General features: G+C 69.8%; 14 protein-coding genes. 7 read left to right on the top strand and 7 right to left on the bottom strand.

From position 1 onward, the window contains the following. Positions 1-7: 7 nt before the first annotated feature. Positions 8-751, bottom strand: a complete 744-nt coding sequence (locus AC3RX0_RS10395; protein ID WP_491505909.1) for a helix-turn-helix transcriptional regulator — start codon at positions 749-751, stop codon at positions 8-10. A gap of 76 nt (positions 752-827) precedes the next feature. On the opposite strand from AC3RX0_RS10395, the gene AC3RX0_RS10400 reads away from it, so the two are divergent. From AC3RX0_RS10400 to AC3RX0_RS10425, 6 genes are read left to right on the top strand one after another with little or no spacing between them, the layout of a single operon-like run. Continuing rightward, on the top strand, positions 828-2,186 hold the full coding sequence (locus AC3RX0_RS10400; RefSeq protein ID WP_491505910.1) for an MFS transporter: 1,359 nt from the start codon (positions 828-830) through the stop codon (positions 2,184-2,186). Between the two features lie 6 nt (positions 2,187-2,192). After that, positions 2,193-3,116 carry a sugar kinase gene (locus tag AC3RX0_RS10405; protein WP_491505911.1) on the top strand — a complete coding sequence of 308 codons (924 nt, stop codon included), beginning with the start codon at positions 2,193-2,195 and terminating at the stop codon, positions 3,114-3,116. Then, positions 3,113-3,715, top strand: coding sequence for a bifunctional 4-hydroxy-2-oxoglutarate aldolase/2-dehydro-3-deoxy-phosphogluconate aldolase (locus AC3RX0_RS10410; protein ID WP_491505912.1), 603 nt, complete (start codon positions 3,113-3,115; stop codon positions 3,713-3,715). The genes AC3RX0_RS10405 and AC3RX0_RS10410 overlap by 4 nt, the downstream gene beginning before the upstream one ends. A gap of 10 nt (positions 3,716-3,725) precedes the next feature. Further along, complete coding sequence (locus tag AC3RX0_RS10415) at positions 3,726-5,003, top strand: alanine racemase (protein WP_491505913.1); 1,278 nt, start codon at positions 3,726-3,728, stop codon at positions 5,001-5,003. 16 nt (positions 5,004-5,019) lie between these two features. Continuing rightward, a complete protein-coding gene (locus AC3RX0_RS10420; protein WP_491505914.1) occupies positions 5,020-6,663 on the top strand; it encodes an N-acyl-D-amino-acid deacylase family protein in 1,644 nt (547 codons plus the stop codon). Then, positions 6,660-7,040 (top strand): RidA family protein, encoded by a 381-nt coding sequence (locus AC3RX0_RS10425; RefSeq protein WP_491505915.1) that lies wholly within the window; start codon positions 6,660-6,662, stop codon positions 7,038-7,040. The genes AC3RX0_RS10420 and AC3RX0_RS10425 overlap by 4 nt, the downstream gene beginning before the upstream one ends. A 214-nt stretch (positions 7,041-7,254) precedes the next feature. Here the strand turns inward: AC3RX0_RS10425 and AC3RX0_RS10430 are convergent, their stop codons facing one another. From AC3RX0_RS10430 to AC3RX0_RS10445, 4 genes are all read right to left on the bottom strand, one after another. Continuing rightward, positions 7,255-8,982, bottom strand: a complete 1,728-nt coding sequence (locus tag AC3RX0_RS10430; protein ID WP_491505916.1) for a dipeptide ABC transporter ATP-binding protein — start codon at positions 8,980-8,982, stop codon at positions 7,255-7,257. Next, the gene (locus tag AC3RX0_RS10435) at positions 8,979-9,950 is read right to left on the bottom strand and encodes an ABC transporter permease (protein WP_491506338.1); all 972 of its coding nucleotides are present in this window, start codon (positions 9,948-9,950) and stop codon (positions 8,979-8,981) included. The genes AC3RX0_RS10430 and AC3RX0_RS10435 overlap by 4 nt, the downstream gene beginning before the upstream one ends. 46 nt (positions 9,951-9,996) lie before the next feature. Further along, entirely contained in the window at positions 9,997-11,073 is a 1,077-nt protein-coding gene (locus tag AC3RX0_RS10440; protein ID WP_491505917.1) for an ABC transporter permease, read from the bottom strand. Between the two features lie 70 nt (positions 11,074-11,143). Continuing rightward, positions 11,144-12,781, bottom strand: a complete 1,638-nt coding sequence (locus AC3RX0_RS10445; protein ID WP_491505918.1) for an ABC transporter substrate-binding protein — start codon at positions 12,779-12,781, stop codon at positions 11,144-11,146. A 289-nt stretch (positions 12,782-13,070) separates the two neighbouring features. On the opposite strand from AC3RX0_RS10445, the gene phoA reads away from it, so the two are divergent. Continuing rightward, the gene (phoA, locus tag AC3RX0_RS10450; RefSeq protein WP_491505919.1) at positions 13,071-14,516 is read left to right on the top strand and encodes an alkaline phosphatase; all 1,446 of its coding nucleotides are present in this window, start codon (positions 13,071-13,073) and stop codon (positions 14,514-14,516) included. A 226-nt stretch (positions 14,517-14,742) separates the two neighbouring features. Here phoA and AC3RX0_RS10455 read toward each other — a convergent pair whose 3' ends face one another. Both AC3RX0_RS10455 and AC3RX0_RS10460 read right to left on the bottom strand, forming a co-directional pair. Further along, complete coding sequence (locus AC3RX0_RS10455) at positions 14,743-15,558, bottom strand: amino acid ABC transporter ATP-binding protein (RefSeq protein WP_491505920.1); 816 nt, start codon at positions 15,556-15,558, stop codon at positions 14,743-14,745. 5 nt (positions 15,559-15,563) lie between these two features. Continuing rightward, on the bottom strand, positions 15,564-16,550 hold the full coding sequence (locus tag AC3RX0_RS10460) for an amino acid ABC transporter permease (protein ID WP_491505921.1): 987 nt from the start codon (positions 16,548-16,550) through the stop codon (positions 15,564-15,566). Positions 16,551-16,552: the final 2 nt, after the last annotated feature.

Here is a 16,552-nt window from a genome sequence, read left to right on the forward strand (position 1 = left end):
GCGCCGCTCAGTTCGCGGCGCGACGCGCCTCGTCGAGGTAGGCGTACGCCGTCACCCGCGAGATGCCGAGCCGCACGGCGATGGTCTCCACCGACTTGCGCATCTGGGTCGCGCCGCGCGCGTCGAGTCGCTGCAGCACGCCGATCCTGTCCTCCCGTGACATCTGTGCGACAGGCCGGCCGGCCTCGGCGATCGCCTCTTCGATCATCGCGTCCATCACCGACACGAGGTCGCGGCCGAAGTGCTCGTCGGGCTGTGCCGGAGTCGTCTGCTGCGCGTCCGGCAGCAGCGCGTCGAGCAGCGACCGCGCCTGCTGCACGGCGCTCAGGTCGACGTTGATGCACAGCGCAGCGATGATGTCTCCGGCACGGTTTCGGAAGTACACGCTCGCGCAGCGCAGCTCGCGGCCGTCGGCGGTGAAACCGCGGTAGCCGAACGCGTCGTGGTCGTCCTTGCGGTTCTGCAGCACGCTCAGGCCGAGACTCGTGGACGGTCCCCCCACTTCGCGACCGGTGACGTGGCCGTTCTCGATCGCCGCGATCGTGTGCCCGAGGTCGACGTCGGCACCGTCGAGGTTGTGCAGCACCACTTCGCACGCCGGGCCGTTGGCGGCGGCGATCGCTCGCATCGCCGGACGGAAGGTCTCGAGCACCTCGGCGGCGCTCTCGAACGTTTCGTGCGTCTGGATGTCCACGTCTTCCACTCTGCACCCCCGGTTCGAGACTGAACGAATTGTCTTCAGTCTAGACATTCCGTTCAACTTGCGCTAGCTTTGCCATCGGTCGATCACGCGACCGTTCATCAGGGCACGGAGTAAGGAGGCTCTCATGACCCAGGCAGAGACCCGCAGAGGACTAACCCCCCGGCAGCGCCGGATGATCGCGGGCGGTTCCATCGGCACGCTGATGGAGTACTACGACTACTACCTGTACGGCCTCGCCTCGGCCGCCATCTTCCCCGCCGTCTTCTTCTCGAGCGACGATCCGGTCGTCGCCCAGCTCGCCTCGTTCGCGACGTTCGCGGTCGGATTCCTGCTGCGCCCGCTCGGCGGCATCGTCTGGGGCATCGTCGGCGACCGGGCCGGTCGCAAGGTCGTCCTCATGATCACCGTCGTCGGCATGGGTCTGGCGACCACCGGCATCGGGCTGATCCCGTCCGACCTCACGATCGGCGTCCTCGCGCCCATCCTGCTGCTGCTGTGCCGCATGTTCCAGGGCTTCTTCGTCGGCGGAGAGATGGGCGGCGCCGCCACGATGGTGGTCGAGAACGCACCCGTCGGCAGGCACGGCCTGTACGGCGCGTTCCTCATCAGCGGCGCCGGCATCGCGAACGTCGTGTCGGGCGGCCTCATGGCAGCCCTCGGCCTGACCCCCGCGTCGTGGTTCATGCAGTGGGGCTGGCGCATCCCGTTCGTGTTCTCGATCGTGCTGGCGATCATCGCGATCCTGCTGCGGCGCAAGCTCGAAGAGTCGGACGAGTTCACCCAGACGCAGGCGCTGCAGCTCGAAGCCGCCGGCAAGAAGGCGAACCCGCTGATCGAGGCGTTCCGCCACCCGAAGAACGCCATCATGGGCATCCTGATCGGACTGCCCCAGTCGATCGCCGGCTACGTGATCCTCACGTACGGCCTCGGCTTCATGGTGACGAACAAGCACCTGCCCGCATGGATGGGCTTCGCCGGCACGATGATGGTGGGCCTGCTGCAGATCGTCGTCGCACCGCTGTGGGGCCACATCTCCGACCGGATCGGCCGTCGCACGGTCTACATCATCGGATGCCTCGGCTTCGCCGCCATGGTCTATCCGGCGTTCGCGCTGTTCAGCACCGGCGACATGTGGCTCATCTGGCTGGGTCAGATCCTCGGGTTCGTCGTGTTCGGCGTGGCCATGCAGGCGACCCTGTCGACGATGCTGGTGGAGATGTTCGACCCCGAGGCGCGCACGACCGGCGTGAACATCGGCTACCAGTTCTCGAACACGCTCGGCGGCGGGTTCGCCCCGCTCATCTGCGCGGCCCTGGTCGCGGCCGCCGGTGGCGCGTTCTGGCCCGTGGTGGTGTACTCGTCGGTCATCGCCGTCGTCGGCGTCATCGCGACCCTTGTGGCATCCATCCGTCCCGATCGAGAGGGGTCCGAGCGGCTGCACGTGCTCGCCGCCACCCAGAGCATCACGACGGTCAAGGCATAGTCCTCGATGAACGCGGCACCCACTCCACGCCTGATCACCCTCGGCGAGACCATGGTGATGATCACGCCTGCGCGCGCGCAGTCGCTCGCTGTGGCCGACGAGCTGCGGCTGCACGTGGGCGGCGCCGAGTCGAACGTGGCGAGTCACGCCGCCGCGCTCGGCATCGACACCGCCTGGGTGAGCGCCGTGGGCGCCGACGTCCTCGGCGAGCGCGTGCGGGCCGCCGTGGCGGGGCGCGGTGTCGACGTCGGCTGGGTGCGCACCGACCCGTCCGCACCCACGGGCGTCTACTTCAAGGACCCGGGCAACGGCGTGCTCTATTACCGTCAGGGCTCGGCCGCCTCGCGCATGGGGCCCGATGCCGTGGCCGACGTGCCGCTGGAGGACGCCGCGGTGGTGCACATCTCGGGCATCACCCCGGCCCTGTCCGGCAGGTGCGCTGCGCTCATCGACACGATCATCGAGCGGGTCGCGACCAGCCCCGCGCTGCTCAGCTTCGACGTGAACCACCGCGCCGCGCTCTGGCAGCCGGGCACGGCCGCTCCGACGCTGCTGGCCCTCGCCCGCCGCGCCGACATCGTGTTCGTCGGACTCGACGAGGCCGAGACCGTGTGGGGATGCACGACCGCCGACGACGTGCGGCGCCTGCTGCCGGAGCCGGCGATGCTCGTGGTCAAGGACGGCGCGGTCGGCGCCGCCGAGTACGCGCGCGTCGATGGCGTCGACACGGCCGCCTTCGTGGCGGCGATCCCGACGGACGTCGTCGAGCCGGTCGGTGCCGGCGACGCCTTCGCGGCGGGCCATCTCGCCGCACTCATCGGCGGTGGCGACGCCACCGCGCGACTGACCGCCGGGCACGAGCGCGCCCGGCTCGTGCTGCTGTCGACGAGCGATTTCGTCGACGAGCCTGCTGTGAAAGGACTGTCATGACCGACAACTCGATGTTCGGTGAGCTCTTCGGGGACATCCCCCTGATGGCGATCCTGCGCGGCATGGGCGTCGAGCGCAGCCTCGCCACGGCCAACACGGCGTGGGACCTCGGCATCGAGGCCGTCGAGGTGCCGGTGCAGACGCCCACCGACGTCGAAGCGCTGCGGGTCGTCGCCGAGGCCGCGGCCGCCCGGGGCCTGCGCGTCGGGGCGGGCACGGTGGTGACGCCGGAGCATGTCCGCCAGGCCAAAGACGCCGGCGCCGCGTTCACGGTGAGCCCCGGCTTCGACGTCGAGGTCGTGCGCGCGTCGCACGAGGCGGGTCTTCCGGCCCTGCCCGGCGTCGCCACGGCGAGCGAAGTGCAGCTGGCGCTGCGCGAGGGACTCACCTGGCTCAAGGCGTTTCCCGCGTCGCTGCTGGGCACCGGATGGTTCGGCGCCATGCGCGGCCCGTTCCCGCAGGCCACGTTCGTCGCCACCGGGGGTATGGATGCCGCAACCGCCCCCGTGTTCCTCCGGGCCGGCGTTCGGGTCGTGGCCGTCGGCTCGGCGCTCGAAGATCCGGCGCAGCTGCCCGCGCTCGCGCAGCTGCTGGCCTGAGGAGCCCGCGATGACCGCCGCCGAGCTGCTCTCCGATCCGCTCACTGCACGCGACAAGGGCATTCCGTCGCGGGCGATCGGCATGACGATCGCCGAGTTCCTCGCCGCCCCGCCCCGGCTCGAGGAGTTCTGGACTCCGCTGATCGTGCTCGACGACAGCGCCATCGGCCACAACGTCGACACGATGGCCGCCTGGTGCCGTGCGCGCGGCCTCGACCTCATGCCGCACGGCAAGACGACGATGTCGCCGACACTCTGGCGGCGTCAGCTCGACGCCGGCGCCCTCGGGATCACGCTGGCCACGATGGGGCAGGTGCGCACCGCGCGCAGCCTCGGCATCGGGTCGATCATGCTCGCCAACTCCGCCGTGGACGAGCGATCCCTGCACTGGCTGTGCGGTGAGCTTGCCGATCCTGACCTGCGGTTCGTGTGCTGGGTCGACAGTGTCGAGACCGTGGACGCCCTCGCACGCATCCTGACCGCTGCCGGCTCTCCGCAGCCCGTCGACGTCTGCGTCGAGCTGGGCGCGGCCGGCGGCCGCACCGGCGCCCGCACGGTCGACGCGGCCGTCGCAGTGGCCGAAAGGGTGGCGGCGGCGCCCGCGCTGCGCCTGGCCGGCGTCGCGGGTTACGAGGGCAGCCTCGCCCACGACCGGTCCGAGCCCGGCATGCGGTCGGTACGCGACTACCTGCGCCGGCTGGTCGAGCTGCATGAGCGCATCCGGCAGCTGTACGGACCCGGCGACGTGTACGTCACGGCCGGCGGCAGCGCGTACTTCGACGTGGTCGCCGACGTGTTCGCCGACGCGGGGGCCGGCGACGACCCACGCACGCGCTTCACGCTGCGCTCCGGCGCCTACATCGTGCACGACGACGGCTTCTACCGGCAGATCTCGCCGTTCGACGAGGCACGTGCGTCGGCCGAGACGCCGCGGTTCCGCACCGCGATGCGCGGTCTCGCGCGAGTCGTGTCGCACCCCGAGCCGGGCCTCGCGCTGCTCGACGGCGGCAAGCGCGACTTCCCATACGACGAGGGCCTGCCGATCCCGCGCGAGACGGCATCCGATCTGGGCGCGGCCCGATTCGCGCTCACAGGCGCTGCGATCACCGCGATGAACGACCAGCACAGCTATCTGCGATCGGGCGACGCGCTGCCGACGCCGGTGGGATCGGTGGTCGCCCTCGGGCTGTCGCACCCGTGCACGGCGTTCGACAAGTGGCGGGTGCTGCCTGTGGTGGACTCCTGGGACTCCGGCGTCGTGGTCGACCTGGTGCGCACGTACTTCTGATGGCCGGGCGCGAGCGATGAACGACACGGCAGCTGACGGCGCCGCCCGCATCGTGCTGCGGGGCGGGCGGCTTGCCGACCCGCGGGGCGAACGCGCCGGCGACCTGACGATCGAGGGCACGACCATCGTCGAGGTCGGCGACGTCGAGCCCCGCCCCGGCGACACCGTCGTCGACTGCACGGACCGGCTCGTCATGCCGGGGTTCATCGACGCGCATGCGCACGTCGACGGGCTGCTCGGCGACGACGATGTGCAGCGGGCGCTGCTGCGGCAGGGCGTGACCACGGTGATCGTCGGGCAGGACGGCGTCTCGTACGCGCCCGGCGACGGCCGTTACGGCGGCGAGTACTTCGCGGCGATCAACGGCGCCCACCCGGGCTACACGGGCGGCGGCATCGGGGCCTACCTCGCCTGGCTCGACGGGGCATCGCGGATCAACGGCGCCGTCCTCGTCCCCGCGGGCACCGTGCGGTTCGACGTATGCGGCCGCTCGCAGACCCCGCCCACCGCCGCACAGCGGACCGCCATGATCGCCCTCGTCGACGAGGGCATGCGCGCCGGCGCCGTCGGCCTGTCGACCGGTCTCGACTACGTGCCCGGCATGTTCCAGAGCGCCCAAGAGATCGCCGCGCTGTGCGCGCCGGTGGCGCTTGCGGGCGGCGTGTACGTCAGTCACATGCGCGGCGGGTACGAGGCCAACGCCGCCGCGGGCATCGACGAGATCGTCGCGATCGCACGGCAGGCGCACGAAGAGACCGGCAGTGTCCTGCGCGCGCACGTCTCGCATTTCCACGCCGACGCCGACATCGTGCTCGCACAGCTCGATGCGCTCGAGGCGTCGGGCACCAATGCCACCTTCGACGCCTATCCCTACATCCGCGGCTGCAGCCTGATGGGCATGCCGCTGCTGCCGCCTGCGCTGTCGGCCCAGTCCGTCGACGACGTGATGCGGACCCTCGGCGATCCGGCCGAACGCGATCGGCTCCGCCGCGAGTGGTTCCCCCACGTCGCCCAGAACCCGAGTCTGGGCCCGGACTGGCCACGCATGATCACGCTCGCGCACCTGTCCGACCCCGCTCTCGCGTGGGCGCACGGCCTGACGATCGCCGACGCGGCCGCGCGTGCCGGCACCGACCCGATCGAGTTCACGCTCGACGCACTGCGGAGCTGCCGGCTGCAGGCGAACATCATCATGGCGGTGCAGAACCAGCGCCCGGTCAGCGAGCTGGCGCGCATCTTCGCGCACCCTCGGCACATGGCCGGCTCCGACGGCATCTTCATCGGCGCGCACCCGCATCCCCGCGCCCGGGGCACGTTCGCCCGCTATCTGCGCGAGTACGTGCGCGAGACCGGCACCTGGACGTGGGCCGCGGCCGCCCAGCATCTCTCCGCCGGGCCCGCCGAGCGTTTCGGCCTCGGCGGACGCGGCATCCTCGCTCCCGGCGCCGTCGCCGACCTCGTCGTCGTCGACCCGCGCACCGTCGCCGACACCGCCACCTACGACGAGCCGCTGGGCGAGGCCATCGGCATCGACGACGTGTTCGTGGCGGGCACGCCCGTGCTCACCGACGGGCAACTCACCGACCAGCGCCCCGGACGGGGCCTGCGTCATATCGGCACCGTCCGATCATCGACCATCAGAGAAGGGAATCCCTCATGACCAAGACCGCCATCCACACGGCGAACGCCCCCCAGCCGGCGGGCCCCTACAGCCAGGGCATCGTGGCGAACGGCTTCTTCTACACGGCCGGCTTCGGCCCGCAGGACCCCGCGAACGGGGGCGCCGTCGCCGACTCGGTGGCCGAGCAGACCCGTCAGGTGCTGCGCAATGTCTCAGCCGTGCTCGCCGAACAGGGGCTGACCCTCGACGACTGCGTGAAGACCACGGTGCACCTGGCCGATCTCGCCGACTTCGCCGCGTTCAACGAGGCCTACCGGGAGTTCTTCTCCGAGCCCTATCCGGTGCGCACGACCGTCGGCTCGCAGCTGGCCGGCATCCTCGTCGAGATCGACGTGGTCGCCGCCCTTCCCGCCTGACCCTTGCACCGGGCTCGGTCGCTGAGCCTCGCAGGTCCGTCGCGATCAACCGACCCACCTCCCAGTCCACCACCCCCAATCCATAGGGATTGGGCGAATCCATATGCCATGGCGTATTGACTCGCCCAGTCCATAGGGATTGGGGAGCGGTCCATAGGGATTGGGGATCGGGCGTGGCGCGCGGGGCGCCCAGCCGGGTCGGCGGGCGAGGCGCTCAGCCCTTGTCGGCGGCCTCGGCCGCGGCCCACGCGGCGCGGCGCGCGGCCTGCTGCGCGGGGTCGGGGACGGGGATGGATGCCAGCAGCCGGCGCGTGTAGTCGTCCTGCGGGTCGCCCAGCATCTGCACGGTGGTGCCCTGCTCGCGGACGGTGCCGCGGCGCAGCACGACGATCCGGTCGGCGACCTCGTCGATCACGGCCAGGTCGTGGCTGATGAACAGGCATGCGAAACCGAGCTCGCGCTGCAGCTCGTCGAACAGCTCGAGCACGCGCGCCTGCACCGACACGTCCAGGGCGCTGGTCGGCTCGTCGGCGATGAGCAGCTTCGGGTCGAGGGCGAGAGCGCGTGCCAGCGACGCCCGCTGACGCTGCCCGCCCGACAGCTCGTGCGGGAACCGATCGCCGAACGTGGTGGGCAGGTGCACGGCATCCAACAGCTCGTCCACGCGCGCGCGGGCGGCCCGCGGGCTCGACTCCCGCCCGTGCACGACCAGCGGCTCGGCGATGCATTCGGCGATCGACAGCAGCGGGTTGAAGCTGGTCGCCGGGTCCTGGAAGACGAAGCCGATGTCGGGCCGCAGCTTCTTCAGGTGCCGGGCCGAGGCGGCGCGCTTGCCGTTCATCTCGTGCCCGAGCACGGTCAGCGATCCGCCGACCACCTGGGTGAGCCCGACGATGGCGCGGCCGATCGTCGTCTTACCCGAGCCCGACTCGCCGACCAGGCCCAGCACCTCGCCGGGCGCGATCCAGAAGTCGACGCCCTTGACCGCGACGACGCCGGCGCGGCCGAACCGTCCCGGGTACGCGATCTGCAGGTCCTTCGCGACCACGAGCGAGCCGGCCGGGGGAGAGCTCGGCGCCGGGGCCGCGGCATCCTGCCTCGCGCTCTTGCCGCGCCCGACGTGCGGAACCGCCGCCAGCAGCTTCTTCGTGTACTCCTCGCGGGGCGCGGCGAACAGCTCGGCCGCCGGCGCCTGCTCGACGATGTCGCCCTGGTACATCACGACGACGCGATCGGCGAGGTCGGCGACCACGCCCATGTTGTGCGTGATGAGCACGATGGTCGCGCCGAACTCGTCGCGGGCGGCGCGCAGCAGGTCGAGGATCTCGGCCTGCACCGTCACATCCAGCGCGGTCGTCGGCTCGTCGGCGATGATCAGGCCGGCGTCCAGCACGAGCGCCATCGCGATGACGATGCGCTGCTTCTGCCCGCCCGAGAACTGGTGCGGGTAGTCGTCGACGCGCGTCTCGGGCTCGGGGATGCCCACCCGGCGCATGATGTCGATCGCGCGGCGCCGAGCCTCGCGCTTCGAGATGCGGTGGTGCGCGCGCAGGCCCTCGGCGATCTGGAACCCGACCGTGAACACGGGGTTCAGCGCCGTCGACGGCTCCTGGAACACCATCGCCGCGTCCTTGCCGCGCATCGCGCGCAGCTGCGCGTGGCTGGCGTGCACGACGTCGGTCTGTCCGCTCTCGCGGCCGCGGATGAGCAGGGCCCCCTGCAGCGTCGCGGTCTCGGGCAGGAGTCCGAGCAGCGCGTTGGCCGTCACGGTCTTGCCCGACCCCGACTCGCCCACGATCGCGAGCACCTCGCCGGCGTGGGCCTCGAGCGAGATGCCGTTCACGGCCACGACCGGGTCGCCGTCGGTCGCGAACGTGACCTTGAGATCGCGGATGGATGCCGCGTCCCGCGCCTGCGGGTCGAACACCGGTGCGCTCATCATTCGGCTCCCTTCGCGACGACGCGGCGACGGCGGCGCAGCCGCGGGTCGCTCAGGTCGTTCAGACTCTCGCCCACCAGGGTGATGCCCAGCACCACCAGCACGATCGCGACTCCGGGCGGGATCGCCGTCCACCAGATGTGGCTCGTGACATCCTGCACCGAGCGCGACAGGTCGTAGCCCCATTCGGCGGCGGCGGTGGCCTCGATGCCGAAGCCCAGGAAGCCGAGGCCGGCCAGGGTCAGCACCGCCTCGGAGGCGTTCAGGGTCACCACGACCGGCACCGAGCGCATCGAGTTGCGCAGCACGTGGCGCACCAGGATGCGCAGCGTCGGCACGCCGATCACCTTCGCCGACTCGACGAACGGCTCGGCCTTCACGCGCAGCACCTCGCTGCGCACGACGCGGAAGTACTGCGGCACGAACACCACCGTGATCGAGATCGCCGCGGCCAGGATGCCGCCCCACAGCTTCGACTGCCCGTGGCTGATCACGATCGCCATGACGATCGCGAGCAGCAGCGACGGGAACGCGTAGATGGCGTCGGCGATCACGACGAGCAGGCGGTCGATCCAGCCGCCGAAGTAGCCCGACAGCAGACCGACGAAGATGCCGATGAAGATCGAGAACAGGATCGCGCAGACGATCACCAGCAGCGCGGTCTGCGCCCCCCAGATCGTGCGCGAGAGCACGTCGAAGCCGCTGACGGTCGTGCCCAGCAGGTTCGTGGGGTTCGGCGGCTGCAGCGTTCCGAAGTCATGGCCGTCGACGGTGCGCTGCGCATATCCGTACGGCGCGATCAGCGGCGCGAAGACCGCGACGAGCACGAACAGCCCGGTCAGAACGAGCCCGACCACGAGCATGGCCCGCTGCCAGCCGACGCTGTGCTTGAGGTGCGAGACGACGGGGATGCGGTCGGTCAGGGGACGACGTGCCGGCTCGGTGGGCGCGGCCAGGACGCCGGTGGGCATCGGGTCGAGCGCGCCGGTGGGGGTGGGGTCCTTTTCGATGGTCATCTCAGTACCTCACTCGCGGATCGATCAGCACGGCGATCACATCGACGAAGAAGTTCACGACGGCGACCACCACCGCGATCATCACGACGATGCCCTGCACGGCGACGAAGTCGCGCGCCTGCAGGTACTGCGCGAGCATGAAGCCCAGGCCCTTCCATTCGAAGGACGTCTCGGTCAGCACGGCCCCGGCCAGCAGCGCCGCGATCTGCAGCCCCATGAGCGTGACGACCGGAATGAGGGCCGGTCGGTAGGCGTGCTTGGTGACCAGCCGGTACTCGCCGACGCCGCGGGAGCGCGCCGACGTGACGTACTGGGCGCCGAGCGTGCCGATCACGTTGATGCGCACGAGTCGCAGGAAGATGCCGGCGGTCAGGATGCCGAGGGCAAGGCCGGGCAGCACCGCATGCCAGAGCACGTCCCACACCGCATCGGGATTGCCGGTGCGGAACGCGTCGATCAGGTAGATGCCGGTGGGGTTGTTCAGCGATTGGAGCTGCAGTTCGACGCGGGTGGATGCCCGCCCCGACACCGGCAGGATGTTGAACTGCACCGCGAAGACGAGTTTCAGCAGGATCGCGATGAAGAAGATCGGCGTCGCGTAGCCCAGGATCGCCATCACCCGCAGCAGGGCGTCCTGCCAGCGGTCACGCTTGTAGGCGGCGATGAGGCCGAAGGGGATGCCGAGCAGGAACGCGACGATCAGGGCGTAGAACGCGAGCTCGAGGGTCGCCGAGCCGTACGTCAGCAGGATCTGCGTCACCGGCTGGTGGTCGGTGAGGGTCGTCCCGAAGTCGCCGCGGAACACGCCGGACAGGTACTCGAAGTACTGCACGATCAGCGGCCGGTCGTAGCCCGCCTCGTGGATGCGCTGGGCGAGCTGGTCGGGGGTGAGCCTGCCGCCCAGGGCGGCGGTGATCGGGTCGCCGGTCAGGCGCATCAGGAAGAACACGACCGTGACGAGGATGAACACCGTCGGGATGATCAGCAGCAGGCGGACGAGGATGAAGCGCCACAGCCCGCCGCTCTTGGCGTGGACGGGTTTGGACGCGAGGTCGGCGGCTTCGACGACGGTGGTCATGCGGGTACCTTACTCACACGCGTCTGCCCGGTCGCCGGGGTGCCGGCGACCGGGCGGAACACGATCGGACTTACTTGTGCAGCGGGGCGTAGCGGAACTTGAACGAGCCGTCCAGGGTCGTGCCCTTGACGTCCGTGCCCACGATCGCCACCTGCGTGCCCTGCAGGTACGGCAGGGTGGACAGGTCCTTGGCGACCAGGTCCTGGACCTGGCCGATCTCCTTCGCGCGGCTGGTCGCGTCGGGGTCGGTCTCCTCCTTGGCGATCAGCGCCTGGACGTCCTTGTTGTCGTAGTGGTTGCCGAGGAAGTTGTCCTTCGTGAAGAACGGCGCCAGGTAGTTGCCGGCATCCGAGTAGTCCGGGAACCAGCCCAGCTGGTACATCGGGTAGACGTCGGCGGTGCGGTCCTTGGAGTACTGCACCCACTCGGTCTGGGCGAGGTTCACCTTGAACAGGCCGCCGTTCTCGAGCTGCGTCTTGATCGCCGCGTACTCGTCACCCGACGACGGGCCGTAGTGGTCGCCGTTGTACTGCAGGTTCAGCGTCACCGGGGCCTTCACGCCGGCGGCATCGAGGGTCTGCTTGGCCTTGTCGAGGCTGGGGCCGCCGTTGCCGTCGCCGTACATGCTCTTGAGGGCCTCGTTCGCGCCGGTCATGCCCTGGGCGACGTACGAGTACAGCGGCGTGTAGGTGTCCTTGTAGATGTCCTTCGACAGCTGGTCACGGTCGATCAGGTCGGCCATCGCCTGGCGGACGGCGAGCGCCTTGGCCGGGTCGGCCTCGGAGGTCTTCGCGCCGAACGGCATCGTGTTGAAGTTGAACACGATGTAGCGGATCTCGCCGCCGGGGCCCTGCACGACCTGCACCTTCTTGTTGTTCGCCTTCAGGTCCGCGATGTCCGTGGGCGACAGGCTGCGGTAGGCCACGTCGATGTCACCGTTGCCGATCGCGAGCTTCAGGTTCGAGGCATCCGCGTAGTACTTGACGGTGACACCGGAGTTCGCGGCCTTGCCCAGCACGCCCTGGTAGTCCTTGTTGGGCTTGAAGTCGACGATCTCGTTGATCTTGTACGAGTCGATCGTGTACTGACCGGCGAAGGCGTCGCCCTTGACGATGTCGGCGTCGGGCGTGACCTTGTCGGGCGAGAAGACCTGCTCGTCGACGATCGGGGCGGCCGGGCTCGACAGGATCTGCGGCCAGGTCTGGTCGTTGGCGTTCTTCAGGTGGAAGACGACCGTGGTCGCGTCCGGCGTGTCGATGCTCGCCAGGTTGCCGAGCAGCGTCGCGGGACCGTTGGGGTCGTTGATCTTGACGACGCGCTCGAACGTGAACTTCACGTCGGACGAGGTCAGGTCGTGGCCGTTGGCGAACTTCAGGCCCGGCTTGAGCTTGACCGTGTACTCGGTCGGCGAGGTGAACTCGGCCGACGTGGCGATGTCGGGAGAGACGTCGGCGGTGCCGTACTTGCTGTTCATCAGGAACGGGTAGATCTGGTTCATCACGGCGAACGAGCCGTTGTCGTACGAACCGGCCGGGTCGATCGACGTGATCTTGTCGGTCGTGCCGACCAGGAGCGAGCTGCCGCCCCCGTTGCCGCCGTTGTTGTTGCCGCCGCCGCCGCTCGCGCAGCCGGCGAGGACGATCGCGGACGCGCCGACAGCGGCGAGGGCCGCCAGGAGACGTGCTCGTTTGGAAGTCTGCAGTGACATTCTGAATCCTCTGCTGTGAGAAGGGCCGCGCAGGGCAGCGCGACCGCATGACCCCATCATTCCGGTGAATAGGTCGATGCGGCAACGAGCAGCCTCGTTCGTGATCAGAATGCAACGCGTGTGGGGGCGCAGCAGAGCGACCTGCGCAACCGGCGGGGGTGGATGCCGCGGCTGACCGTCACGGCGCGTTCACTCCGGATTCAGACCGGCGTCGCCGCCCGGTCGCCCGGCGCGTGTCGTCTGAAGGGGCCGGGCTCCGGCATCCACCCCACCTCGACAGGGAGCATCCATGACCTCCTTCTTCGCGAAGACCTCTCGCCGCACACGCCGGGTCACGGCGGTCGCGGCCGCTGCGGCGGTCGTCGGCGGAACTCTGCTGGCGGCCGGCGCCGCCGCCGCCGGGCAGAGCGCGTTCGTCGCCGACGCGCACCGCATCTCGGGCGACCAGACGAATGCCGTGCGCCAGGCCATCACCGGCGGCAAGGCGAAGAACGTGATCCTGCTGATCGGCGACGGCATGGGCGACAGCGAGATCACTGTCGCCCGCAATTACCGGTACGGCGCCGCGGGCCGCCTGCCGGGCATCGACGCGCTGCCGCTGACCGGCTCGTACACGACGTACTCCGTATACAAGGACGGCCTGGACAAGGGCAAGCCCGACTACGTGCCCGACTCGGCGGCCACCGGCACCGCCTGGGCCACCGGCACGAAGTCGTACGACGGGGCGATCTCGGTCGACGTGGACGGCGACATGCTGCCCACGCTGCTCGAGATCGCCAAGGCGAACGGGCTGCGCACCGGCGACGTGTCGACCGCCGAGATCCAGGACGCGACGCCCGCGGTGCAGGTCGCGCACGTCGGCGACCGCGGCTGCTTCGGCCCCGACAGCGCCGCGTGCGGCGCCGACGCGCTCGAGAAGGGCGGCCGCGGCTCGATCTCGGAGCAGCTTCTGAACACCCGCCCCGACGTCGTGCTCGGCGGGGGACTGCGCAGCTTCGAGCAGACCGCGAAGGCCGGCCGCTGGCAGGGCTCGACGGTCCTGCAGCAGGCGACCGAGCGCGGCTACCAGGTCGTGACGGATGCCGCGGGCCTGGCCGGCGTCGCGAAGGCCGACCAGAGCCAGCCCGTGCTCGGGCTTTTCTCGTCGGGCAACTTCCCGACGCGCTACGCCTCGACCACGGCCACGGTGGGTGGGGCCGACACGCCGACCACGTGCACCGCCAACCCCGAGCGCCTCTCGACCGCGCTGTCGCTCGCGTCGCTGACCACGAAGGCGATCGATCTGCTGAACAGCCCGAAGAAGAACGACAAGGGCTTCTTCCTGCAGGTCGAGGGCGCCTCGATCGACAAGCGCGACCACTCCGCCGACGCGTGCGGCCAGATCGGCGAGACGATCGACCTCGACGAGGCCGTGCAGGCCGCGCTGGACTTCGCGAAGAAGGACGGCGACACCCTGGTGATCGTCACCGCCGATCACGCGCACACGAGCCAGATCGTCGACTCGACGCCCCCGACCTCGCTGTCGACGGCCCTGGTCACCGCCGACGGCACCGTGATGAAGGTGTCGTACGGCACGGGTGCGGCCGGCGGCTCGCAGCAGCACACCGGCGCGCAGGTGCGCATCGCCGGGTACGGCCCGGGGGCGGCGAACGTCGTGGGCCTGACCGATCAGACCGACACGTTCGGCACGATCGTGCGCACGCTCGGCCTGCGCACCGCCGGCGGCCGCCCCTGACAGGCACGCCTCGCTGCGGCATCCATCGCAAAGGCGGCCGGCCCCTCACCGGCCGCCTTTCGCATTCCCGCGCCACCCGTTCCCGCGCCGCCCACCGTCCCTGCGTCGCTCACAGGGTTCGGAGAATCGGATCATCCTCGGATGATCTCTGCGAAATCATCCGAGGTTCGCGCGGTCTTCCGAAGTCTGTGAGTGTGCGGCAGAGGGAGCGACACGGGATGCCGCGTCAGAGCACCTTCGACAGGAAGGCCTTGGTGCGCTGGTGCTGCGGGTTGGTGAGCACGTCGTGCGGGTCGCCGGACTCCACGACCACGCCACCGTCCATGAACACGACCGAGTCGCCCACTTCGCGGGCGAAGCCCATCTCGTGCGTGACCACGACCATCGTCATGCCGCTCTCGGCGAGCTCGCGCATCACGTCCAGCACCTCGCCCACCAGTTCCGGGTCCAGCGCGCTGGTCGGCTCATCGAACAGCATGAGCTTCGGGTCCATCGCCAGCGCCCGGGCGATCGCCACGCGCTGCTGCTGACCGCCCGACAGCTGTGCCGGGTAGTGCTTGGTCTGCGGCTTGAGTCCGACGCGCGTGAGCAGATCGCGGCCGCGGGCCTCGGCATCCTTCTTCGAGACGCCCTTCACACGCATCGGCGCTTCCATCACGTTCTCGAGCGCGGTCATGTGCGGGAACAGGTTGAAGTGCTGGAAGACCATCCCGATGTCGCGCCGCTGCAGTGCCGCCTCGCTCGGGCGCAGCTCGTAGAGCTTGTCGCCCTTCTGCCGGTAGCCGATCAGCTCGCCGTCGACGAACAGCCGGCCCGCGTCGATGCGCTCGAGGTGGTTGATGCAGCGCAGGAACGTGGACTTGCCCGAGCCTGAGGGTCCGATCACGCACATCACCTGGCCGCGCTCGACGCGCAGCGAGATCGACTTCAGCACCTCGTTGCTGCCGAAGCTCTTCGAGACCATGACGGCCTCGACCATCGGCGGCGTGCCGTTCGCGGTGGTGTTCGCGCCCGCGGCGGCCTGAGCGGTGTTCGCATCCATGGCGGTCATCCCTTTCCTCCCACGTCGATGCCGACGCCGGCGACCCCCTGGCCCTCGGCGCCGACCACGGCACCGGCGACGACGGGGCGCGACCGGTCGGAGCCGCGGGCGAACCGCTTCTCGACGAAGTACTGCCCGATCATCAGGATCGAGGTGAAGAACAGATACCAGACCGAGGCGACGATCAGCAGCGGGATGGGCGCGAAGATCGTCGCCGAGATGTCGCGCGTGCGCCCGAACAGGTCGAGCGTGAACGGGATCGCGACCACCAGCGACGTGGTCTTCAGCATCGAGATCACCTCGTTGCCGGTCGGCGGGATGATCACGCGCATCGCCTGCGGAACCACGACGCGGCGCATCGTCTGCCCCCACGACATGCCCAGAGCCGTGCAGGCCTCTTCCTGCCCGGGGTCGACCGACAGCAGGCCCGCGCGCACGATCTCGGCCATGTACGCCGACTCGTTCAGCGCGAGGCCGATGACGGCGATGAGGAACAGCGGGGGCGTCCACGTGATGTCGATCACGGCCCACGTGTGCACGAACGGGATGCCGACGATGATGTTCTTGTAGATCAGGGTGATGAGGCCCCAGAACACCAGCTGCACGTACACAGGCGTGCCGCGGAACACCCACAGGAACGCCCAGGCGACCCATTTGAGCACCGGGTTCGGCGACAGGCGCATGATCGCCAGGATCAGACCGAGGATGATGCCGAACAGCATCGCCAGCACGGTCAGCGCGAGTGTGATCATGGCGCCCTGCGAGACACGGGTGTCGAACAGGTACTTGCCGACGAGGTCCCACTGGAACGTCTGGCGCTGGGCCGCGTCCAGGATGAACAGCACGACGACGATGATCAGGACCACCGCGAACGTGTTGCGCCACGGATGCCGCAGCCGCACCGCCTTGATGGTGTCGGCCCGCGCGATCGGAACGGCCGAGGTGTCGGCCGCCGGCGGGGGAGTCCCGCCGGCGCTCTGCACGTCGCTCATGA

The sequence above is a fragment of the Microbacterium sp. W1-4-2 genome, from assembly GCF_058349885.2.